Source organism: Actinopolyspora mzabensis (genome assembly GCF_900101095.1).
In the GTDB taxonomy this organism is placed as follows: domain Bacteria; phylum Actinomycetota; class Actinomycetes; order Mycobacteriales; family Pseudonocardiaceae; genus Actinopolyspora; species Actinopolyspora mzabensis.
Genome location: NZ_FNFM01000001.1, coordinates 228,166 through 250,802, shown reverse-complemented (window position 1 = coordinate 250,802; position 22,637 = coordinate 228,166). Strand labels below are relative to the sequence as shown.

Here is a 22,637-nt window from a genome sequence, read left to right as displayed (position 1 = left end):
ACCTTTGTTCGCAGTTGTCCGGATCCTTCTTCGCAACGGCCCGGAACGCGATCTTGGTGTGCGAGACTGATGCGTGCTCCACGCCCGGCACGCGGAGCACGAGAACAGCACCACCAGTGATCCCGAGGAGCCGGTGTGTCGGATGACCAGTCCGTTGCGAACGCGGCGGCGCGGAGCCACGACAACGGTCCGTTGTGGAACAGCGGGGTACTGCTGCTCCTCGGTTCGATCGGGCTGCTCTCCGGCGCGTTCGCCGCTTTCGGGTTCTACCACCGCCTGCTGAACCCGTTCGCGCACGCGCTGACCCCGTGGGTGCTGCTGGCCGTGCTGGTCAGCGCTCGCCGCACTCCTCGCGCGGCCGTGCCGCGCACCATCGCCTGCCTGCTCGGCGCGGTGGTGGCCTTTTACGTCGGCAAACCGCTGCTTTACAACATCGTCTACTACCCCGACGCGCCCGACATCGGGATCCAGGTGAGCAACCTGGTCATGTGGTGTGTGCTGGCGATGTTGGCAGGGGCAGTACTGGGAGCTGTCTTCTCCGCCATCGGCGGGGCATCCTGGTCGGGTTCGGCTGCCACCGCCACCGCGATCGCACTGCTGCTGGCCGCCACGATCGAGGAGACGGGATTCGGGTTCGCGGACAGCGATGTCCTGCTGCTGCTCTGCTGCGGCTGCGCCGTCCTGCTCACGCTCCACCTGGCCGACACGCGGGACGGCCGGCTGAGACGCATCGGTGTGCTGACGCCGCCGTTGCTGGTGGCCGGGTTCGTCCTCGTCGTCGCCCCCGATCTGCTGCAGCGTATGACGCTCTGACCGAGGCGGGAACGAACCGCTCGGGAGGGGTATCGGGTGCTCCCGGCGCCGAACAACTCACGCGAATCACCGCCGCGAGAAGCCCACCGCGCGACCACACCGGTAGGTCGAGTGGAAGCCTCACTTCGTCCGCAGCAGTTCGCGGCTGCGCTTGCCGTAGTCGTCGGCGTGGTCGAGCACCTGCTGCACGTAGTCGCCGCTGGCGTTGTAACGCAGCACGGCCTCGCGGAACTGCTCGGCAAGGCGCAGGTCGTTCCCCGAGTCGCAGAGGTAGTAGCCCGCGGCGAGCGCCGCGTCGTCGAGGTCGTCGGGGTCCGCCACCCCGTCGGCATCGCCGTCGCGTCCCCAGTCACGCCAGGTGGTCGGGATGAACTGCAGCGGGCCCACGGCGCGGTCGTAGACCTTGTCGCCGTCCAGCTCTCCATCGTCGGTGTCGCGGATGAGCCGCACGCCCTCGCTGCCGTCCAGCGGGATCCCGCGGATGGGCGGCTCGGGGCGGGCGGTGCTGTCCAGATCCGACCCGCCGTAACGGCCGTGACCGGACTCGACGGCGCCGATACCGGCGAGCACCGACCAGCTCAGCCCACAGTCCGGCCTGGTGCGTTCCAGGGCCAGTTCGGCGTAACCGTAGGCCTCCAGCGCGGCCATCGGGATGTTGAGCTCGTCGGAGAGGTTCTCGGCCCAGTCGGAGAGCTGCCGCTGCGGGCGGGAGGTCGCGGCGGGGTCGGCGCCGCCGGGTAACGGGCGCACCTGGGGTGGCTGCACCCCGGCGCGGGGTGGTGCCGTGGCGCTGGGCAACCGGGACTGGTTCCGGGGCCCGCCGTTGTCCAGCAACCCGGCCAACAGCACGAGCACTGCGAGCATCGCCAGTCCGCTCAGCAGCACGAGCGGCGAGTCGGATGCTTTCCGTCGTCGCGGCACGGTCGCGGACCTCCCTAGGTCACTGAACTGTTACCCGACCCACCGGGTTCGGTGGAGTCGCCGGTCACGGTTGGAAGACCTCAGCCCGGTTCGTCGATTTCACCGGTTTCGTCGGCTTTTGGCCAGTACTCGCGCCAATCGGATTCGGAGAGCCGCGCGGGATCGGCTCCGGCGGTGCGCGCGCGTGCCTCGGCGGCCCGGATGCGTCGGTCGAAGGCCAGCGAGGTCGCGCGCAGCGTGTCCTCCGGGTCGGTGCCGTGTCGTTTGGCGCGCGCCACGGCGTCGAACAGCTCGGCTCCCGGGTGGGAGTCGTCGCCGATCAGCTCGGCCGGTACCCCGGCCCGCTCGGCGCGCTGCACGAGCTTGGCCGCCAGCGCCGCCGCCGGTTGCCCGTGCGCCACACCGTCCACAACGGACTCACGTTGCTTCTCGCGCTGCTTGAGCTCCTCCCACCGCGCGTGCTGCGACTCGGCGTCGTGCACCGAATCGTCGGTGGCGAACACGTGCGGGTGACGCGAGACGAGCTTGCTCACCAGCTCGGCCGCCACGGTGTCGACGTCGAACGGGTCGGCCTCGTCCTCGGCCGCCACGCGGGCGTGGAACAACACCTGCAGCAGTACGTCACCGAGTTCCTCCCGCATGGCCCCGCGGTCGGCACCCTCCAGGGCCTCCAGTAGTTCGTAGGTCTCCTCGACCAGATAGGTGCGCAGCGACTCGTGCGTCTGCCGCGCGTCCCACGGGCAGCCACCGGGGGAACGCAGCCGGTGCATCACCGTCACCGCGTCCAACAGCTCGACTCCCGGCGGGGGAGCCGCGCGCACCTCGCGGGCCCCCGCCGCCAGCAGTTCCCGCACCGCTGCCGAGTGATCGTCGGGGGCGACCAGCACGACCGGCTCGCGGGCGGCCCGGCGCAGCAGCTCGGTGTGCTCCGGCGGCGCGGCTGCGCCCAACGAGTCACGGGTGGGCTCGGCCAGGCCGGGATCGGCGTAGACCTCCCCCGCGCCGCGCAGCCAGGGAACCGCCTCGGCGGGCACGACGTCCCCGAGGCGGTCGTCCACCAGCACCACCGCGCAGCCGTCGACGACGGAGGGGCGGGATTCACCGACGGCACTCATACCCCGATTGTTCCAGCCATTACTCGATCATGGTGTGCCCTCGGTCTTCCAACCGGAGCACACCGGGGGCGGAAACCACGGCAGCCGCTCCTCGGCGGCTCGCCGCCGGTCACCACCCGAGGTCGCGGCTCCCGGCGCGAGAAGCGGTGGGAAGTTCCGGCAAGCGAGCCACCCGATCCGGAAAACCTCGATCAGGCCCGGCTCTCCCGCTCGGGGATGCGGAATCCGCTGGTCTGCCCCTCGTCCGGCGCGACGGTGAGCTCCAGCGGGTCCCACACGCCGTAGCGCGGGCTGAGCTCGACACCGACGCGCTGCGCGGTCAGCCCCAGCAGCCGCGCACCGAAGGCCTGCGTGAGCTGCTCGCCCTGACTGCCCAGCGAGGGTGTGCTCGACTGGCCGTCACCGTCTCCGGTGCTGCGCTCGGTGATCCGCGCGACGAGCCACTGACCGGCGCTCTGCCTACCGGGGCCGGGGAAGGCGAGCACCGTGCCCTCCTCGGCCGCGAACAGCGGCGTCTGGGCGGCGAAGCTGAGCGCGCGTGAGGCGCTGAGCTCGCGTCCCGAGCCCGCCGGAACCCCGCCGGACTTGTCCTGCCGGATCAGCTCGGCGGCCTGCTCCGGGCCACGGGCCATGCGGTTCGCCTTGCGCTCGGCCTCGGCGCGACTGGTGGCGCTGGTGTAGTCGAAGACCACCGAGGTGCTCGCCAGGTGCTTGCTGCCGAGCTTGCGCATCAGCACCAGCGAACGCGCCACGGAGCGGACCTCGTCGGCAGTGAAGATGGTTCCCTCGGTGGCGGCCTCCGGACCGCCCCGCTGCTGCACCCACTGGGTTATCTCCTGCTCGGAGACCCGCAGGTTCTGGCGGCGAGCGGCCACTTCGGCGAGCTTCTGCCGCACGGTGAACGCGGCTATCTGCCGTGCCAGCTCGTCCTTGCGTCCCTGCTCGTCGAGCTGCTCGCGCAGTTGCGGGCGCTCACCGATGACAGCCTCGAACCGCTGCTGCACCGTGCTCACCGGGATGGCCTGGTCACCGACGAGCGCTGCCGAGCCGATCCGGGACGGCTGGGAACCACAACCGGCCAGCAGGCAGGCCGCGAGCAGCGCGATAATCAACCGTGGGCGCGCGATGACTGATCTCACAAGGGCCACTTTCTCACGAGCACCCCGCCGCTGTCCGTAAGCCCGCTGTGATCATGCTTACTCACCCTCCGTGCAATCATCGGGAGTTCAGCGGAACCGGCCCAGCTCACGCAGCTCCCGCAGGAAGACCTCCGTGGACGCCGGGTGGAGGTGCAGCAGCGGCTCATCGTCCTCGTCGCGTTTGATCACCGTGAGCAGCGCCCCATCGGGGCCCGCGTAGTAGTTCAGCGGGAACTCGCACTCCCGCTCGGTGCCGCGCGAGACGTACTGCGAGCGCACGGCGCGCAGCGCGAAGTCCAGCGGCGGCGCGGTCAGCCGTTCCAGCAGTCGATGTCCCGGTGAGGTCGACCGCGTCCGGGGTGGCCGCTCGTCGTCCGGTGCGTCCGGATCATTCCACTCGTTCGGGGCATTCCACCCGTTCGACTCGGACCGGGAATGGCGGTCGCGGTCCGGCACGGTGTGTCGGGCAGGCGGGGGCGGCATGGTGGTCGGTGCTTCGTCCACCGGTGGCGCATCCGGCAGCAGTCCGGCCACTGTGGACGGCAGGGCGTCGGGCTCGACCGGTTCGAGCAGCACGCGGTCGTGCTCCACGGCGGCGAGCACGGCGAAGCCGTCGGCCTCGGCCACTTGGAAGCCGCCGCGGGTGGCCCCGGCGTCGGCGCGGATGGAGTACCAGCCGTGGATGCGACGCTGCGGGGTGCGCAGCAGGCGGAGCGTGTCCCGCAGCGCACCGATCGGAGCGCCACCCCTGGTCAGACCGGCCTGGCGCAGTTCGGCGGTGGCCGCCTCGACGATCGCCGCGCGTTCGCGGTGCGTGGCACCGGGGGAAATGCCCTCCAACCCGGCGGGTTTGGCGACGCCCGCGCCGAACTCCTCGTGGTGCAGCACGTCGTAGGCGGCGTAGCTGAGCATGACCGGTTCGCTGATGACGCGGTCGAAGCGGGGACTGGACACACTCACCTCTCGACCTCTCGATGCCGCCCCCACAGCACGAGTATCGCATCCGGGGCGGTTGCCCGGGGGAGGTTCGGATCACACTCCGAGGTGAGTTGCCCGTGGTTTTCCCGCGAGATCCGCGCGCCGCCCTTCCGGGGGCGGTGGTCGCCGGTGGGATTCGGGAATTCGGCGCGGTCCGGAGCACGGTCCGTCCGATGAGGTGCGACGAAGTGGTTCTCAAGACGCGCTCGCACCGCTAATCTCCCAGCCCAGTGAGCGTAGTCCCCGCGCAAGCGGGGATGGATCTTGCTCCGTACGCCTGGTGGGTCTTGCCGGTTCGTAGGCCCCGCACGCGCGGGGATGGACCGCTCCGGCGGACGCCTGGGGTCGGGGATGGTCGGTAGGCCCCGCACGCGCGGGGATGGACCTTCGTCGAGACTGACAACGGAATGGTTGACGAAGTAGGCCCCGCACGCGCGGGGATGGACCCACCTGTTCCCAGTGCTCGAACTTCTCCCGGTCGTAGGCCCCGCACGCGGGGAGAGACACAAAAAGCGTCCCCGGATCGCTCCGGGGACGCTGTGCTTTTCGCTGGGGTTCAGCTGAAGCGGTCGGTCTTGACCGCGTTGAGGAACGTGCTCCACTGCTGGCTGGTGGTGGTGAAGTACCCGGCCGAGCGGTCCTTGGTGTCGCGCACCGCCGCGCCACCATCGAGACAACCGACTTCGACGCAATCAGTTTGGTTACTGGAACGGCTGGACTTCCGCCAACTGTGCGGAATCTGCGGTAAACTCACGCTGTACTCTCCAATCGGTTGGCCACCGTGGTGATGTGTTCGACTGAATCCACCGGGCTCATTGCCACCCGGTCGAGATGATCTCTCGCATCGCGGAACGCCGCTACGTCTTCCTTGTCTCGCAGTGTGGCACTTGACCTGTGGTGTTCCAGATGAACCACAGCATCGGCTTTGGTGAACTCCAACAACACGAACGGCCCGGTGTGCGCCGGAGTCCAGCCTGCTTCAGCCGGAATCAAACGGATCTCGACGTTCGCAAGTTTGCCCAGCTCAACAAGGTGAAAAAGCTGGTCTACCTGGGTTTCGAGATCGCCGATCCGTTGATGGAGTACGGATTCGAGGATGAACGCGACATAGTTGGCAGGCGAACGGCGACGAGTGATGATGTCCTTGCGCCCCAGTCGCATGCTGACCCATTTGTCCACGTTTTCGGTCTCGGTCCCGACGATGGACCTCACGTAGGCGGAAGTTTGTGTGAGTCCGGGCATCAACACAGGCGACACGTTGGTGATCGTGGCCGCGTTACGTTCGTACTCCAGCAGCGCGGCGAGTTGATCCTGCTCACCGGTCGATCCCACAGATACCGAGTTCGGCGGTTCGGCGGCTGCTTCACGTGCCATCTCTGCCAACCGGTCTCGCTCCGAGCTGGAGAGTCCGAGCACAGCACAGATCGCCGATACCGAATCCGACGAAGGGATCCGCGCCCCGTTCTCCCACCTGACAAGCACCGAGTGGGACAAATCCAGTCGCTCGGCCAGATCACGCATGGTCATACGCGCTTGCGTACGCGCGTAGCGCAGCTCGGAACCGAGCAAGTAAGCACGCGGCGCCGGGTTCGTGGTCTCGGCCATGTCACCAAACTCTAGTGCATCCAGGCTGCGCAAACAGATCACTCGAACGAGCGATTGATCTCGTGGTACCGACACATGGATTATTTGGTACCGGGACCAAACAACAGAAGGGAATCTGTGGCATGCCGAGCAAATACAACGTGCGTCATCCGGGTGTGCGGGTGTGGTGTGGCAACGAGTCGGGGTGCTCGTCGTCGTTGCTGGTGTGGATCTCGCGGTGGACGCCGGAGTTGATTCGGATCGAGACGCCGACGGTGTTCCACCGGACAGTGTGGACGGTCGAGCAGGCGGTTCAGCTTCGGGATGTGCTCACCTCGGCTGTTCAGACTGGGGGTGAGTCGTGGTGACCAGTTATGCGGGCAGGTTGGGCATGTGGCTGGCCCACGAGCAGTGGAAACTCGAACAAGCTTCCTACGACATTCCGGCGCGGCAGGCCACCCCCAGGCAGTGCGCCGAACTCGCCGGAATATTGCAGCGGCTCTCCGACGAGCTGCGTGACTACGCCGCTGGACTGGCCTTCGGCGGCGGCCATCCGCCGGAATCGAGTTCGATCGACCCGGACGAGTTCCGCAGGCGGGGTGATGGGGAGTGAGCACCCATCCGGCGATGCTGCTGACCACCGCCATCGTGCTGGCCGCCACGGCGATCGTGCTGGGCGGCTGGGGCAACCGGGCGAGTTACCGGCCCCGCCACGCGGGCGGCAGCGGCCCGGCCGCCAGACGGCTGGCCGCACTGCGGCTGGAGCACCATGTCCGCGACGAACGCCCCACCACCGAGCTAATCGGCTGGCCGTTGTGCGACCCCGACGAGCATCCGCACCTGTTCCGCCTCGACCCACCGGCCCCGGTGCTCCCGAATCCGATTCCGGCGCAACCAGCAGCACCGCTTCCCACCGTGACGACCAGCCCTACGGCACCTGAACCCGCCACCGATCCCAGCGGGACAGAGCATCCCGAGCTGGCACTCATGCGCCGCGTCCTCAACGGGCTCCATCGCCTCTAGCCACCAACTACTCGCCAGCGTCCGCCCCCACGATCCATCTCTCCAGCCCAGACCGGCCCGGAACCGTGCACTCGGCCAACCCCCGACAACCGCCGAGACACACCCCGGGCCCGGTGGCGGGGCGTCAATTTCCCACGAAATCGCCGCGCACGCCCCACACTGCGGCGACGATTTCCCACGAAATGTACAAACCGCCACCACCGAAAACCCCGCCCGGCCGGGCCTCCCTCCCCGCTCCCACCCGGCCGGGCGGGGACCCCCACACAGCAGACAACAATGGTGGAAACCGCTACCGGAGTCATCGACGATCCAGCCTCCGGAGCGACCTGCCCAAAGCCGCTATGTCAGTCTCTGGGGCTCAGCCGAGCTGGTCGGCCTTGACCGCGTTGATGAACACTGCCCACTGCTGATCGGACACGCTCGCCCACCCGGCGCACCACTCCCGGCGATTCCCGCGCTCAGCGCGGCTCGGACGGCACCAGCACGTTCACCGCACCGGGAACGCACTCGGCGGTAAGCGGTAGCGGCGCCAGCGGTTCGCCGTCGCCGTAGGCCGTGACGCCGGGCGTGGCCACCGACACCCGTCCGGCTCGAAACGTGGTGACCTGCGGGTACTCCACGTGCCTGCCGTCGTAGACGGTGGGCAGCAGCCGTATCAACCGCCGTGCCGCCACCGGACCGATCACGGTGACGTCGAACCAACCGTCCACACAGGACGCATCGGGGCAGATCCGCATCCCACCGCCGTAACTGGGCCCGTTGCCGATCGCCACCAGCACCGCGCTGGTCTCCCACGACTCGCCGTCGATTTCGAGGCGGTAGTCCAGCGGCCGCAGCTTGGCGAGCTCCGCGACCACGGCCAGGTTGTAGCGCCACTTGCCGCGCGGCCAGGACATGCGGTTGGTGCGCTCGTTGACCTTGGCATCGAAACCGCAGGACAACACGGTACCGAACCACTGCTCACCACATCGACCGGCGTCGATGGCAGTGACGACACCCGCGAGCACCACCCGCGCGGCGCCCTCGGGTTCGCTGCCGTACAACCCCAACATCCGCGCGTAGTCGTTCCCGGTGCCCGCCGGGATCAGCCCGATCGGCGTGGCGGTGCCGACCGCGGCCCGAAGCGCGAGGTTCATGATGCCGTCACCACCGCAGGCGACCAGCGCGTCCGTGCCGGAGGCCACCGCCTGCGCTGCCAGCCGCGCGGCGTGCGTGGCGTCGGTGCCCACCAGTTCGGTGACGGACGCACCATCGTGCCGCAGCCGTTCGGCGGCGCGGCGGGCCGCCTCGCGTGCCCGCCCCTTACCGGAAGTCGGATTGACGAGTAAGGAGATGTCGCGCACCGCCGCTCCCTCGTTCACTGTTACAACGGTTGCCCGGCCGACCTGCCCGACCGAAGTATTCCCATCGGGGTTTCCGGGGACACGGTCGACGGAACCTCCACCGGGCCGCTTCTTCCCTCGCCACACCGAGCGGTGCTCACCCCCTGAAACCGCCCGAGAAATCGCGGTGCCGGTGAGGCGGCACGGCCCGGTGCGGTGCGGCGTCGATTTCTCGTGAAATCTCCGGAAGCACGGGGGGTAATCACTTCGGCGGGAGCAGTTTCCCGGGGTTGAGCACCCCTTCGGGGTCCACGGTCTCCTTGACGGCCCGCAGCACGTCGAGGCCGAGTTCGCCGACCTCCTCGACCATCCAGTCACGGTGGTCGGAACCGACCGCGTGGTGGTGCGTGATGGTCGCGCCGACCGAGGCGATCGCGTCGCTCGCCGCCCGCTTGGCGTGCTGCCACTGCGCCACCGGGTCCGCCGCACGCGCGCAGGCCACGGTGAAGTACAGCGAGGCGCCGGTCGGGTAGATGTGCGAGACGTGGCACATCACCAGCGGCGGGGTCCCCTGCTGCCCCAGCGATTCGGTGAGTGCCCCGTGCACGGCTTGATACGTCCGGTCCAGATTGGACCATGTGGTGGCGGTCTCCAGGGTCTCGGCGAGGGTGTTCACGTCCAGCAGCGCGTCGCGCAGGTACGGCGCGTGGAACCGGCCACGGTCCCAGGAGTCCGCCGGTTCCGCACCGAGCGAGCTGCCGCCCGCCGCGCGCAGCAGTTCGGCGACCTCGGAGTGGCGGGCTTCGACGTGCTCGGCGGTTCCCTCGTAGGTGGTCACGGCCAGACAGCCACCGGAGGGCGCGCTCTCCCCCACCTCGGAAGAGGCGAGGTTAAGCCCGGTCTCGGTCTCGTCGGACAGCCGCGCCACGCTCGGCAGCGCACCGGTCTGCGCCAGCTTCCGCAGCGCCGCCGTCCCGGTAGCGAAGTCCGGGAAGGACCACGCCTCGTGGCGCGTCTCGGCCGGCGCCGGACGCACCCGCACGGTCACCTCGGTGACCACGCCGAACGCGCCCTCGGACCCGAGGAAGAGCTGCCGCAGGTCCGGCCCCGCCGCCGAGGCGGGCGCGCGTCCGGGGCGGAGCGTGCCGCGCGGGGTCGCCACCCGCAGGTCCAGCACCATGTCGTCGAACCGGCCGTAGCCCGCCGACGCCTGACCGGAGGATCTGGTGGCGGCGAAACCGCCGATGCTGGCGTACTCGAAGCTCTGCGGGAAGTGCCCCAACGTGCAGCCCCGTGCCCGCAGCAGCCGCTCGGCCTCCGGTCCGCGCAGTCCCGCCTGCAGCGTGGCGGTGCCGGACTCGGTGTCCAGTTCGAGCAGTCGGTCCAGCCTGGCGAGATCCAGGGCCAACACCACCGACAGCGCCGAGCGATCCGGGCTCACCCCGCCCACCACGCTGGTGCCGCCGCCGAACGCGATCACCGCGACCCGGTGCCGTGCGCAGGCACGCAGCACCAGTTCGGTCTCCTCGTGGCTGCCGGGCCGCACCACCGCGTCGGGGGCCTCGTCCGCGTCACCGGAACGGCGGCGCAGCAGGTCCGGAGTGCTCTTGCCGCCGGTGTGCAGCAGTCGCGTGTGCTCGTCGGTGTGCAGGTGTTCGGCACCGACGATGTCCTGGATCGACGCGCGGGCCACGTCCGGCAGCGCCGACTCGCGGATCCGCACCTGATCACGGGGCACCGAGGGGGTATCGCGGCGGGGCACGCCGAGCGCGTCCGTCAGCAGCGCGCGCAGGTGTTCGGGCAGCGGCTCGGCCTCGGCCGCTGTCCCCCACGCGTTCCACATCGGCTCCGGGGTGCGGTGCTGCGGTGCGGTCATGCGCTACAGTTTTACACATGACGTCAAGTCGTAACGAAGACGGCATCCTGGACGCCGCGCGCGAGTGCGTCCTCGCCGTCGGGATGCGCCGTACGACGCTGACCGAGGTGGCACGCCGCGCCGGAGTGAGCAGACCGACCGTCTACCGCCACTGGCAGGACATGCGCTCACTGACGGCCGACCTGCTGACCAGGGAGCTCCGCTCACTGCTGCCGAGTGAGGACGAGACCGGTGGCAACGCCCGCGAGCGGGGGTTGGACCGGATCGTCAGCACCGTGGCGACAGTGCGCGAGCACCCGCTGCTGCGCAAAATCCTGGAGACCGACCCGGAACTGCTGATCACCTACACCTTCGACCGGCTCGGAACCAGCCAGCGCGAGATACTGGAGGTTTTCGCCGCCGCGATCCGGAAGGGCCAGCGGGACGGCTCGATCACCGACGGCGATCCCGAGGAACTCGCGGCGATGCTGCTGCTGGTCACCCAGTCCGCCGCGCTCTCCGCGCGCCTGGTGGCGGACCAACTACCCGCCGAACGCCTGGACGAGCAGCTACGCACGATGCTGCAGAACTACCTGCGCCCCGACTCGCCGAAATAGGGGTTCCTCAACTCGACTGCCGGGAGTGCTCGGGTGGCGGAACCTCTCGCGGGCTCTCGCTCCGTGCGGCCCGACATCGAGCAGCGGTCTCGAACCTCGACAAGGAGTGCCCCATGCGCGACACCTCGCTGCACGCCGCCCGCAGGAATCGCGAACTGTCCGAACTGGCCGAAACCGAGCAAGTGGATCTGCTGGTGATCGGCGGCGGTGTCACCGGCACCGGAGTCGCGCTCGACGCGGCCTCCCGGGGGCTGTCGGTGGTGCTGGCCGAGAAGCACGACCTGGCGTTCGGCACCAGCCGGTGGAGTTCCAAACTCGTGCACGGCGGGTTGCGCTACCTGGCCTCCGGCAACGTCGGCATCGCGTACGAGAGCGCGGTGGAACGCGGAATCCTGCTGCGCCACACCGCCCCGCACCTGACGGCGCCGTTGCCGCAGCTGGTGCCGCTGCTGCCGGAGACGAGCACGCGACAGGCCGCGTTGGTGCGGACGGGTTTCCTGGCCGGGGACGCGCTCCGACTGGCAGCGCGGACCGGTTCGAGCTCGCTGCCCCGCTCCAGAGGGATCAGCACCGCCGAGACACTGCGCATGGCTCCCCCGGTCAAGCACGACGGGCTGCGCGGCGGGCTGCTGGCCTGGGACGGGCGGTTGACCGACGACGCCAGGCTGGTAACCGCGATCGCCCGCACCGCGGCCGGACACGGCGCCAGGGTGCTCACCAGGTGCGCCGCCGAGGACGTCACCGGTGAAGGGGCCGTGCTGCGCGACCGGCTCGGCGGCGGAACGGTGCCGGTGCGGGCGCGGGCCGTGGTCAACGCGGCGGGCGTGTGGGCCGGTGAGATCGCCGGGGACCTGAAGCTGCGCCCCAGCCGCGGAACGCACCTGGTGGTCGCGGCCGAGTCGCTGCCCGGCCTGCACGCGGGACTGACGGTGCCGATCCCGGGAACCACCAACCGGTTCGTGTTCGCGCTGCCCGCCGACAACGGAAGGATCCACATCGGACTCACCGATGAGGATGCCTCCGGAGAGGTGCCGGACGTCCCGGAGGCGGCACAGCACGAGGTGGACTTCCTGCTGGAGACGATCAACACCGTGCTCACCGAACCGCTGCGAGTCGCCGACGTGCTCGACACGTACTCGGGGCTGCGTCCGCTGCTGGACGGCGGCACCGGCGGCGGGTCGGGCGGCAGCGCGGACCTGTCCCGGAGCCACGCGGTGCTGACCGGCGAGAACGGCGTGATCAGCGTGGTGGGCGGCAAGCTCACCACCTACCGGCGCATGGCCGAGGACGCGGTGGACGCGGCGGTCCGGCACGCCGGGCTGAGCGCGGGGCCGTGCCGCACCAGGCGGCTGCCGCTGGTGGGAGCGGCCGACCGGACGCGGCTGTCCCGGGTGCGCGCGCCGCGCGAGCTCGTCGCGCGCTACGGCACGGAGGCGCCGGCCGTGCTCGAACAGGCCGAAGGAGACGGGACCGCGCTGGAACCGGTCACCGGGAACGTGTCGACCACCCCCGCCGAACTGCGGTTCGCCGTGCGGCACGAGGGCGCGCTGGACACCGACGACCTGCTCGACCGCAGAACCCGAGTCGGCGTGGTGGCACGCGACCGCGAGGCCGCGCTACCCGCCGCGCGGCGGGCGCTGGAATGAGGCGAGCGCCCTCGAGGAGCGACACCCAGTAGGGGAGCTCTCAGTGAGTGGCTGCGATGCCTCCGGAAAGCGATGCACGGAGACATCACAGCCGAATCGCCTTCATCGGTTCTGGAAGATGTTCCGCGGGTAGTGCTGGGAGTTCGCCATGCCGTACGACAGCGGGGAATCGAATCGGTCGCGTACCTCGGAAGCCACGTCGGTGTGACCGGAGCGCTCGATCAACTTCGCCAGCCGGTGCGCTGTCATGTCTCGTACCGGGTTGCCCTGGTGCAGACCGATCTTGTCCAGCAGCGCACCCACCTGGTCGGCGGCCGTGCGGGTGCCGTACACGAGCTTGCGGTAGATCCCCACCAGCACCAGCACGAGCAACGGAACAGTTACCCAGGCGGGCCAACCGAGCAGCAGGCCGAGGACGAGCGGGAGCACGAAGGCGATTCCCAACCCGACGAACAGAATCCGGTTTTCCTTGCTCATGGGCTCGCCTCCTGAGAGCTCGTAACTACGTTGTAGTCCGCGCCGTCGACTCCCTGGTAAAAATCGATCAGCTGGGTCAGACGCGCTGCCACGTTGGCATTTCCCTGACTCGCCAGACTCCAGTCACGGGCGATCACGTGCAGCGTGGCCAGGACACCGACGTTGTAACCCGCCGCCTCGACGAGCACCCACAGCAGGAGATCCGGGGTTCGCAGTCGCCCTGCCATCCCCAACCACCACTGCACCGCCGGCGACATCAGATCCGATCGGTACATCATCACGGTGCGCCATCCCAGTACGAGTTGTGAGCGCACGACCGACTCCGCCACCAGCGGTTTCGCCGCCCGACCGTCATCGACCAGTAGCCACGGATCGAGCACCTCGACGAACAGGTCCAGATCCACCAGCCGCCATCGCGAGCTCCGGAACTCATTGGCGAACCTGTCGATCACCCGACGCAACATCCCGCGATCGGTCAAGGCCATGTCACGCAGGGCCTGGCGTGCGGTCGGCTCGGCGGGATCAGTTTCCCGACGGGCACGCTGATGCAGCCGCACGATCGCCTGCTCCGGGAAACTCGGCGCGATCACCTCGGTGCACACGTGCACCAGGAGCTGGCCGACTGGAGCGGTCAGCTTCTCCTCCCGGGACCAGTCGTAAACGAGTTGGCGGAACCGAGCGCTGTAACGCTGATCGTTGAGTCCGGTGACGAGCGCCTGGTCCGCGAACTGCAACCAGTAGCCCGGAGCGGAATTCTGTTTGGTACCACTCCATCGATCGATGGTTGACACGATCTCCTCGACACATCCGGTGTTGAGACCGTGCTCCAGATAGCGGTCCACGAGATCACGACGATCATGACGCCTGAGCCACTCGGAGGTGACTACTTTTTCGGTCCACGCACAGAACGAGGACCGCAGATCCGGGTAGTTCTCCCAGAAATGGTAGCGCAGTGCGCTGTCATAGGCGAAAGACCTGAAACCGACGTGTTCACCGTGGTCGAGTCGATAGCCGAGATCTTCCAACTGGCTGAGATGTCCGCGTTGCCGCAACCGAGGCGGTTCCTGACCGGTCAGCTCCAGCAGCTCCATCAGGGTCTGCGAGGCGAAGAAGACCGCGTCGGCGGAAGCACCGTGGCACATGGCGGCGGCGAACAACACCGCTCGTTCCCGTGGGGCCTGGCGCTGCTCCACCTGATCCGCCGCTTCCTCGCGACGTTCCGTCACCGCTGCCAGGGCTTCACGCAACCACTCGGAGACCGACCAATCGGGATTGCTCTCCCCGATTCGCCGGACCAACTCCGCCAGCTCGGCGATCTCGCGGAGCGGACCCGTCAGATATTGCGACAGTTCCGGAGCAAGCTCGTTCTGGTCGGGCGGCTCAATTCCCGCCGCCTCCAGATGACGCCGTAGTATCAACTGTTCCGAAGGCCGGTCGATCTCGACCGTCTGCCCCGCCAGCTCTTCACTCGCCCAGTCCTGGCGGCCGTTGGGTAGCACGATCGCCAGGTAGACGTTCTGTAGCTCGAGAACGGCACGAAGCGCTGGCAACTCACGGCGACGGGCGAACAACGTATCGGAGTCGCTGCGACTCAGATCGAGCAGGAGGCGCTGCCCCGGTTTGACCCGTTCCGGAGACAGTCCGCTTTCCGGGAACGCTGCCTCCTCGGCGAATTCGGCGAAGGTACTGGCGTCCTCGGAGAGCTCGTGCAGCAGCATCTTCGCCGCGCTGCGACGACCGCTGCCGACAGGGCCGTGCAGCAGCACCGTTCGAGTCTCGCGCAACCGGTCCCGTGCCAGGCCGAAGTGCTGCGGTGACACGAAACGACGTTTGAGCCAACTCAGATCATCGTGCGGGATCATCCCGCTGGCACGCAGATATTCGGTGGTCTCCCGCAGGATGTTCATGACCACCGTCGGCCCGGAGTACAGATCACCGGAACCGGAGTGCACGTTCCCGTGAACCCCGCCGATGTCGGTTTCGGTATCACTCAATTGCCACGCTCACGTTCGCTCGTCCCACCGAATTTCTGGTTGATCCCGCCGTGCACCGACCCGTTCACGTGGTTGGCCCCGTCGCCGTGGCTGGTGGTGTTGTACTGCGGGCCGCTCCCACTGTGGTGGTTACCCCCATTAATGGTGTCGATGTTGGTCACGGTGTTCTGCCGGTAGTCGCACCCCTGCACCAGGGACTGCACGCTGGTGTTGTTCACCGAGTTGCTGACCTCCGACCGCTCTGATTCCTGCTTGAAGGTCCGGTCCTCCAAGCCCGGGACGAGCTCGACGAGCCCCCGTGCGATCTTTTCCAGATCCTGCTCGACGTTTCCGGTGTCGTAGCGGAACGACTGACAGTCCGCCAACGGCGCGAGCGCACGCGGCAGGTGAGTGGCTGAAAGTCGAGGCATAGTTCGCCCGCACAAGACCGGGATGACACGAGCGCCGGACTCCAGGGCGTTCAGAATCTCGGCACGCGTCCAGTCGTCCTCCCTGTCCAGCAGCACGTTGCCCTCGTCATCACGCATGGAAAGCCAGCTCTCCCCGATGATCACCAACAGCACCCGTGCTCCGCTGGAAGCCCGCGAGAGCGCACCTCGGAAGTCGTCACCGGGCAGAATCGACTTGCTCGCACGGAAGACCTTCTCGTCACCGAACCGCCGGGAAAGCTCCCGTTCGATGGTGACGGCGGCATCGTGACCATCACCGTTCCGGTAGTTGACGAAGATGTCGGCCACCGAATTCTCCTTTCGAAAACGTGAATCTGTTCGCACTGTCAGCCGATGCGGGCGCGCAGCGACTGGGTCAGCCGCGGGACGAGCTCTTTCACCGCGGAATTGCCACGGAACCTCGCGAGCGTGCGGTCCAGTCGACGTAGATCGGTCGTGACGGTCGCTGACTCGATCGTGTCGACGGTGTCGAGTAATCGGTCGGTGAGAGCGCAGGCGTGGTCGACGTTGCCGGCGGCAGCGTGTGCCAGTGCGCGCCGAACGCCGTAACGAGCCCGAGAGCGCGAGGCCTGTGCCGGTACCCGTTGGATCTCGCGGTCCAGCACCGAACTCGCCTCGCCGGGACGCCCCAGATCATGCAGGCACCAACCGGTCACCATCGCCACGGGATCCACCAGGTTCGTGGTGCCCAGCGCCAGTGGTGTGAGCGCGGAGGCTGAACCGTGTGCCTCGCGCGCGCGGTCCAGGATGCGCATACAGGAGTAGTGGTCGCCCGCCAGGGCATGACCTTGTGCCTCCCGCTGCAGGGCCAACGCGCGTGTTCTGGGAGCACTCCCTCTACCGCGGGCCTGCCGAGCCAGTTCGATCGTCCGCCGCGCGTCGTTGCGGTAGAGCGCGAACAGGGCACGCCGCACCCACGTGTACTCTGCCGAGTCCTGATCGCCCACGGCGTCGGCCATTTCCGCCGCACGCGCGGTCCACCACAGCGCGGTTCGTTCCTCGCCCGCTTCCTGTGCCATCCAGCCCGCGTATTCGGCATAGCGGGAACCAAGCGAGAGCACCTCCGTACGATCACGGGAAGTGGCCTGCTTAGCCAGCTCGCGCAGCGTCTGCGTGTGCGCGAGCAGCGCGGGCAGGACCACAGCGTGATTCGCCGTCTGTCCGAGTTCACGGAACTGACCGAACATGGTTCGGAAGATCTCCAGCGATCTCTCCGTCATCGCCGGACTACCGCTGGCGGCAGTGTCGAGGGAAACGGCAGAAACCGCCCCTGCCGCCAGCAAGCTACGCCGATCAACGGTCCGCAGCCGACTCGTCCCGTCACGCGCGAAACCCATGGACCACACCTCGTCGTCTTCCTCCGATGGCGGTGGCGCTTCGGACGAGGTCTCCGGAACCAGCTTCGTCAGTTCCCCGCCGGCCCCGAGTTCGCTGTCGCAGACTCTTGCCAGGGCCGGTACGGGTTGCTTGCGGCCGGTTTCGATCTTGCTGAGATATCCCTTGCTGTAGTGCACCATTCCGGCCAGGCCCGCCAAGGAAATCCCAGCTGAGAGACGTATCCGTCGAAGCTCCGTGCCGAACAGTCTGCATTGCTCACTCACAGCTGCCTCCGGGTTTCCCGTTGCCGAAGAACCGGGGTGCGGGGAAACCGCTGTCGCCGGTTTTCGGAAACGAACAGGCTGTGATGGCGCGAGAAGGACTCATGAACGGAGGAGTGTGCTGATACATCGTGCGGAACGCTAGGACAAAAGATGATCTCGAAGGACGCGATTCGCCCAGCTTCACCCGATAAGAGCAGGAAGACTGGTGAGCAACTACTCCCCGCTGCGGGCGGAGTTCGTGAGTTCTGCCGGATTCCCGGCAGTGGGCGCGAATTCGCCGGGTTCGCACGCTCGTACCCCCAACGTGTTCGTCGCTGTCCTACTCCATCGGCAAAACGTCCGAAGTGGAACCGAACGGGGACTGCTCGATCAACACGCGATTGTGGTGAACCACTTTCAGGGACGCCAGGAAACGGTGGGGGTTTCCCGTTTCCTGAACTGATCGGCAACGGGAAACGCCCTTTCGACCAACGAAACCCTCAGTTGCCGATTCCCGGAACGCGTCGAGGCCGAGTTCCTCATCCGACCGGACACGGTGAACCCGTCCATCGCACGGAAACGAGCAAGTACATCCGGCTGTTCGGCCGAGCCCCGAGAAGGATCACGAATGGTTCAGGTACGTGGCTACGTCAAAAAGGACGGCACCGAGGTGAGCCCGCACACCCGGTCGGCACCGGGCGGTGGCGGAACTCCCACTGGCTCATTGGGAATCCTCGTGGCGGTGGTGATCTCACTGGCGGTGTTGGGAGTCGGCGGAGAAACGTGGCGCCCCGGCACTCCGGGCGAGCCAGCACGAACCACGTGGCGCCACGGCGGGTCGACCTTCACCGTGGTGAACTCCGAAGAGTCCGCCTCCTGTTCGAATCTTTCTTACGGACGCGTCGCGGAGTTCTTCGAAGAGCATCCGTGTCGAAAGCTACGGCGCACGCTGCTGCGCGTGGCCGACGAGGACGGCGAACCGATGGTGGTCGCCGTTTCACGGACCACCATGCCCACCACGAGATCCGCGAAGTGGTTACGGAAACTGGTCGACACCCCCGGAACCGGCAATCTCGCGGAACTGTCGCGGGGTTCACCTTCCTTGACGAAGGTCGACTTCACGGGCACGCACTACGCCTCGACACGTGAAGGAAGCACAGTGACGGTCTCCGAAGCGACTCCCCGCCGCGACAGCAGCACCCCTGAGCGGAGCGCGCTGCACGAAGCCGCGCGGGCCGCACTGCTGTATCCCGACCGATAAGGCCCGAACGGAGCGCCGCTCCGAAACCGGCGGTGACACCGGGCGAGCACCACCGCCGTGGTCGGATCGGCTCACCCGGCCGCGACGGGCGCGGCGGCCAGCGACTCCACCAGCTTGCCGCACCACTCCAGCAACGCCTCGTCGCGCAGCTGCGGCGCTCCGATGTTGCCGCCCGCGGCGCCCTCGGTCGGCCGGGCCACCGAAACGGTGCGCACGGCCGACTTGTAGACCGCCTTCGGGTAGAGCCGCTTCATGCGCATCTGGGCCGAATCGGACAGTTCCAGCGGCGCGAACCGGATCGAGGTTCCCTGCAGCGTCACCTCGGTCACGCCGTACTCGCGGCACAGCTGGCGGAACGCGGTCACCTTGAGCAGCCGTTCCACCGACTGCGGCGGCGTGCCGTAGCGGTCGGCGAGCTCGTTGCGCACGGCGTCCAGGTCGGACTGCCCGGAGGAGGCGGCGATCTTGCGGTAGGCCTCCAACCGCAGCCGCTCCCCCGGCACGTAGTCGTGCGGGATGTGCGCATCGACCGGCAGGTCCACCCGCACGTCGGTGAGTTCCTCCTGCTCCTCCGGTTCGGCACCCGCGTCCTCGCGGTAGGCCTGCACCGCCTCGCCGACCAGCCGCATGTACAGGTCGAAGCCCACCCCGGCGATGTGCCCGGACTGCTCGGCGCCGAGGATGTTGCCCGCACCCCGGATCTCCAGGTCCTTCATGGCGACTGCCATCCCCGCCCCGAGCTCGGAGTTCTGCGCGATGGTGGCCAACCGGTCGTGCGCGGTGTCGGTCAGCGGCTTCTCCGGCGGGTACAGGAAGTACGCGTAGCCGCGTTCCCTGGCCCGGCCGACCCTGCCGCGCAGCTGGTGCAGCTGCGCCAGCCCCAGCGCGTCGGAGCGGTCCACGATCAGCGTGTTGGCGTTCGAGATGTCCAGCCCGGTCTCCACGATCGTGGTGCACACCAGCACGTCGTACTCGCGTTCCCAGAACCCCTGGATGATCTTTTCCAGCCGGTCCTCGTTCATCTGCCCGTGCGCGGTGACCACCCGCGCCTCCGGGACGAGTTCGCGCAGGTGCCGGGCGGTCTTCTCGATGTCGTGCACCCGGTTGTGCACGAAGAACACCTGACCGTCCCGCAGCAGCTCCCGTCGCACCGCCGCGGCGACCTGCTTCTCGTCGTAGACGCCGACGTAGGTCAGCACCGGGTGGCGCTCCTCCGGCGGGGTGAGGATGTTGGACATCTCGCGGATGCCCGCCATGCTCATCTCCAGCGTGCGCGGAATGGGGGTGGCCGACATGGTCAGCACGTCCACGTGGGTGCGCAGCTGCTTGATGTGCTCCTTGTGCTCCACACCGAAGCGCTGCTCCTCGTCGACGATCACCATCCCGAGGTCCTTGTAGCGCACCCCGGTCTGCAGCAGCCGGTGAGTGCCGATGACGATGTCCACCTCACCGGTGAGCAGCCCGTTGACCGTCTGCTCGGACTCGTACGGATCGGTGAACCTGGAGAGCCCCCTGATGTTGACCGGGAACGAGTGCATCCGGTCGGTGAAGGTGTTCAGGTGCTGCTGCGCCAGCAGGGTGGTCGGCACCAGCACCGCCACCTGCTTGCCGTCCTGGACGGCCTTGAACGCGGCGCGCACCGCGATCTCGGTCTTGCCGTAGCCGACGTCGCCGCAGATGACCCGGTCCATCGGGACCGAGTTCTGCATGTCGGTCTTGACCTCCTCGATCGCGGCGAGCTGATCGCCGGTCTCGGCGTAGGGGAAGGCGTCCTCGAGCTCGCGCTGCCACGGTGAATCATCGCCGAAGGCGTGACCAGGCGCGGACTGCCTGGCCGCGTAGAGCTGGACCAGCTCCGAGGCGATCTCCTTGACCGCCTTGCGGGCCTTGGCCTTGGTGTTCTTCCAGTCCGAACCGCCGAGCTTGTTCAGCGTGGGGACCTCGCCACCGACGTAGCGCGAGACCTCGTCGAGCTGGTCGGTCGGCACGAACAGCCGGTCGCCCGACTGCCCCCGCTTGCTGGAGGCGTACTCCAGCACCAGGTACTCGCGGGTGGCACCGCCGATGGTGCGCTGCACCATCTCGACGTACTTGCCGATGCCGTGCTGCTCGTGCACCACGTGGTCACCCGGTTTGAGCGCGAGCGGATCCACCCCGTTGCGCCGCCGCGAGGGCATCCGCCGCATGTCCTTGGTGGAGGTGCCGCCGCGCCCGCCGGTCAGATCGGCCTCGGTGAGCACCACCAGCCCCACGTCGGGGGCGGCGAAGCCGTCCTCCAGGTCGGCGCGCACCACGGTGACCACACCGGACTCCGGGGCCTCCGCGAGCCCGTGCTCGGCGTGCCGGGCCGGCAGATCCACCTCACCCAGCTGCTGGACGGCGCGCTGCGCGGTACCGGTACCGGGCACCACCAGCAGCGTGGCACCGCCACCCGCGGTGTGGGCGCGCAGGTCGTCGAAGGCCCGCGACACGTCACCGCGATACTGCTCGACCTGCTTGAGCCCGAGCCGCAACGCCTCGTCGTCACCGTCCTCGACGCTGCTGAACTGACTCAGGGTCCACCACGGCAGCCCCAGTTCACGGGTGTACTCGGCCACCTCGCCCAAGTCACGGTATGCGGAGGCACCGAGGTCGATCGGGGCCTTGCCGCCGTCGGCGGCGACCATCCAGGAGGCTTCCAGGAACTCCTCACCGGTCCGCACCAGATCGGCCGCCCGCGCCCGGACCTTCTCCGGGTCGGCGAGCACCACGTGGGTGCCCTCGGGCAGCAGATCGGTCAGCAGCTCCATCCTGCCCGCGCACAGCGCCGGTATCAGCGCCTCCATGCCTTCGGTGGCGATCCCCTCGGCGAGGCTGTTGAGCATCTCGCCGAGCTGCGCGTCCCCCGAGTGGTGTTCGGACAGTTCGCGGGCCCTGGCGCGCACGTCCTCGGTGAGCAGCAGCTCGCGGCACGGCGGGGCGTGCAGCCGGGCCGGGTCCTGCTCGTCGGCGCCGTCGGACAGCGAGCGCTGGTCGGAGACCGAGAAGGGGCGGATGGCGGTGACCTCGTCGCCGAAGAACTCCAACCGCAGCGGGTGTTCCTCGGTCGGCGGGAAGACGTCGACGATGCCGCCGCGCACCGCGAACTCACCGCGCTTCTCGACCATGTCCACGCGGTTGTAGGCGAGTTCGGTCAGGCGGGTGGCGAGCTGTTCGAACTCGTGCTCCTCTCCCACCCCGAGCAGCACCGGCGGCAGTTCCCCCAGGCCGGGCGCGACCGGCTGGATCAGGCTGCGCACGGTGGTTATCAGCACTCGCAGGGCGCCGTGCGGGTGCTCCTCGGGATGCGCGAGTCTGCGCAGCACCGCGAGTCGCCGCCCGACGGTGTCCGCACGCGGGGACAGGCGCTCGTGCGGCAGGGTTTCCCAGGAGGGCATCACCTCGACCCCCTCGGGGCCGAGCAGCGAGGAGACTGCTGCCGCGATCTCGTCGGCTTCCCGACCGGTCGCGGTGACCAGCAGTACCGGCCGGTCGCTGCCGCCGAGTCGGCTGCCGGCCGCCAGCGCGGTGGCGACCAGCGGTCGTGCCGCCGCGGGCCCCTCCATCGACAGCCGCGGCGAATCGGCCACGGCCGCGACCCGCTCCAGGGCGGGGTCACGCGAAAGAGTTTGGAACAGTCCGGCCAGCGGCCCAGCCTGGGTCATGGAACAACCTCGCACCGCGACGAAGGGAACGTCGGCACCCGATCCCGCGAACAGTGGGAACGCCGTGAAAGCGGCCTCGCACGCCGCAGGGCACTGCCTCCGGCCCGCGGGCACCCGAACCAGCGTACGACTCGCGGACGGTGACTCCCGGGCGGCCCGCCCCGTTTTCCACGTGGAACG

The 22,637-nt window shown here is 68.4% G+C and carries 19 protein-coding genes; 6 read left to right on the top strand and 13 right to left on the bottom strand.

What is annotated here, in order from left to right; all coding sequences use genetic code 11:
- Window positions 1-135 precede the first annotated feature (135 nt).
- Window positions 136-813: a hypothetical protein gene (locus BLR41_RS01105; RefSeq protein WP_092625458.1), complete on the top strand. Its 678-nt coding sequence runs from the start codon at window positions 136-138 to the stop codon at window positions 811-813.
- A gap of 120 nt (window positions 814-933) precedes the next feature.
- Here the strand turns inward: BLR41_RS01105 and BLR41_RS01100 are convergent, their stop codons facing one another.
- The 6 genes from BLR41_RS01100 to BLR41_RS01075 all read right to left on the bottom strand — a co-directional run bounded on the left by BLR41_RS01100 (window position 934) and on the right by BLR41_RS01075 (window position 6,571).
- Window positions 934-1,677, bottom strand: a complete 744-nt coding sequence (locus BLR41_RS01100) for a lysozyme family protein (protein ID WP_092626004.1) — start codon at window positions 1,675-1,677, stop codon at window positions 934-936.
- Window positions 1,678-1,814: 137 nt separating this feature from the next.
- Window positions 1,815-2,849: a nucleoside triphosphate pyrophosphohydrolase gene (locus BLR41_RS01095; RefSeq protein ID WP_092625456.1), complete on the bottom strand. Its 1,035-nt coding sequence runs from the start codon at window positions 2,847-2,849 to the stop codon at window positions 1,815-1,817.
- Window positions 2,850-3,040: 191 nt separating this feature from the next.
- Entirely contained in the window at window positions 3,041-3,988 is a 948-nt protein-coding gene (locus tag BLR41_RS01090; RefSeq protein WP_092625454.1) for a SurA N-terminal domain-containing protein, read from the bottom strand.
- 87 nt (window positions 3,989-4,075) lie between these two features.
- A complete protein-coding gene (locus BLR41_RS01085; protein ID WP_092625452.1) occupies window positions 4,076-4,948 on the bottom strand; it encodes an ESX secretion-associated protein EspG in 873 nt (290 codons plus the stop codon).
- Window positions 4,949-5,522: 574 nt separating this feature from the next.
- The gene (locus BLR41_RS01080; protein WP_092625450.1) at window positions 5,523-5,720 is read right to left on the bottom strand and encodes a DUF397 domain-containing protein; all 198 of its coding nucleotides are present in this window, start codon (window positions 5,718-5,720) and stop codon (window positions 5,523-5,525) included.
- Window positions 5,717-6,571, bottom strand: coding sequence for a helix-turn-helix domain-containing protein (locus BLR41_RS01075; RefSeq protein ID WP_092625448.1), 855 nt, complete (start codon window positions 6,569-6,571; stop codon window positions 5,717-5,719). Before BLR41_RS01075 ends, BLR41_RS01080 begins: the two co-directional genes overlap by 4 nt.
- Before the next feature lie 343 nt (window positions 6,572-6,914).
- On the opposite strand from BLR41_RS01075, the gene BLR41_RS01065 reads away from it, so the two are divergent.
- On the top strand, window positions 6,915-7,163 hold the full coding sequence (locus BLR41_RS01065; protein ID WP_092626002.1) for a hypothetical protein: 249 nt from the start codon (window positions 6,915-6,917) through the stop codon (window positions 7,161-7,163).
- Window positions 7,160-7,573: a hypothetical protein gene (locus BLR41_RS01060; RefSeq protein WP_092625444.1), complete on the top strand. Its 414-nt coding sequence runs from the start codon at window positions 7,160-7,162 to the stop codon at window positions 7,571-7,573. The genes BLR41_RS01065 and BLR41_RS01060 overlap by 4 nt, the downstream gene beginning before the upstream one ends.
- A 458-nt stretch (window positions 7,574-8,031) precedes the next feature.
- On the opposite strand, the gene BLR41_RS01055 is transcribed toward BLR41_RS01060, so the two are convergent.
- On the bottom strand, window positions 8,032-8,934 hold the full coding sequence (locus BLR41_RS01055; RefSeq protein ID WP_245693689.1) for a diacylglycerol kinase: 903 nt from the start codon (window positions 8,932-8,934) through the stop codon (window positions 8,032-8,034).
- A 223-nt stretch (window positions 8,935-9,157) separates the two neighbouring features.
- Complete coding sequence (locus BLR41_RS01050) at window positions 9,158-10,771, bottom strand: FAD-binding oxidoreductase (protein ID WP_092625442.1); 1,614 nt, start codon at window positions 10,769-10,771, stop codon at window positions 9,158-9,160.
- Between the two features lie 17 nt (window positions 10,772-10,788).
- On the opposite strand from BLR41_RS01050, the gene BLR41_RS01045 reads away from it, so the two are divergent.
- Both BLR41_RS01045 and BLR41_RS01040 read left to right on the top strand, forming a co-directional pair.
- Complete coding sequence (locus BLR41_RS01045) at window positions 10,789-11,367, top strand: TetR/AcrR family transcriptional regulator (RefSeq protein WP_092625440.1); 579 nt, start codon at window positions 10,789-10,791, stop codon at window positions 11,365-11,367.
- Between the two features lie 113 nt (window positions 11,368-11,480).
- Entirely contained in the window at window positions 11,481-13,013 is a 1,533-nt protein-coding gene (locus BLR41_RS01040) for a glycerol-3-phosphate dehydrogenase/oxidase (protein WP_092625438.1), read from the top strand.
- 102 nt (window positions 13,014-13,115) lie between these two features.
- Here BLR41_RS01040 and BLR41_RS01035 read toward each other — a convergent pair whose 3' ends face one another.
- Genes BLR41_RS01035 through BLR41_RS01020 form a run of 4 tightly spaced genes read right to left on the bottom strand, consistent with a single transcriptional unit; the run spans window position 13,116 to window position 17,534 of the window.
- On the bottom strand, window positions 13,116-13,490 hold the full coding sequence (locus tag BLR41_RS01035) for a hypothetical protein (protein WP_092625436.1): 375 nt from the start codon (window positions 13,488-13,490) through the stop codon (window positions 13,116-13,118).
- Window positions 13,487-15,484, bottom strand: a complete 1,998-nt coding sequence (locus tag BLR41_RS01030) for a hypothetical protein (protein WP_092625434.1) — start codon at window positions 15,482-15,484, stop codon at window positions 13,487-13,489. Before BLR41_RS01030 ends, BLR41_RS01035 begins: the two co-directional genes overlap by 4 nt.
- Window positions 15,481-16,221 (bottom strand): toll/interleukin-1 receptor domain-containing protein, encoded by a 741-nt coding sequence (locus BLR41_RS01025; protein WP_092625432.1) that lies wholly within the window; start codon window positions 16,219-16,221, stop codon window positions 15,481-15,483. Before BLR41_RS01025 ends, BLR41_RS01030 begins: the two co-directional genes overlap by 4 nt.
- A gap of 38 nt (window positions 16,222-16,259) precedes the next feature.
- Entirely contained in the window at window positions 16,260-17,534 is a 1,275-nt protein-coding gene (locus tag BLR41_RS01020) for a helix-turn-helix domain-containing protein (protein WP_092625430.1), read from the bottom strand.
- 607 nt (window positions 17,535-18,141) lie between these two features.
- On the opposite strand from BLR41_RS01020, the gene BLR41_RS01010 reads away from it, so the two are divergent.
- Window positions 18,142-18,774, top strand: coding sequence for a hypothetical protein (locus BLR41_RS01010; protein ID WP_092625426.1), 633 nt, complete (start codon window positions 18,142-18,144; stop codon window positions 18,772-18,774).
- A 71-nt stretch (window positions 18,775-18,845) separates the two neighbouring features.
- Here the strand turns inward: BLR41_RS01010 and mfd are convergent, their stop codons facing one another.
- A complete protein-coding gene (gene mfd / locus BLR41_RS01005; protein WP_092625424.1) occupies window positions 18,846-22,457 on the bottom strand; it encodes a transcription-repair coupling factor in 3,612 nt (1,203 codons plus the stop codon).
- Between the last annotated feature and the right edge of the window lie 180 nt (window positions 22,458-22,637).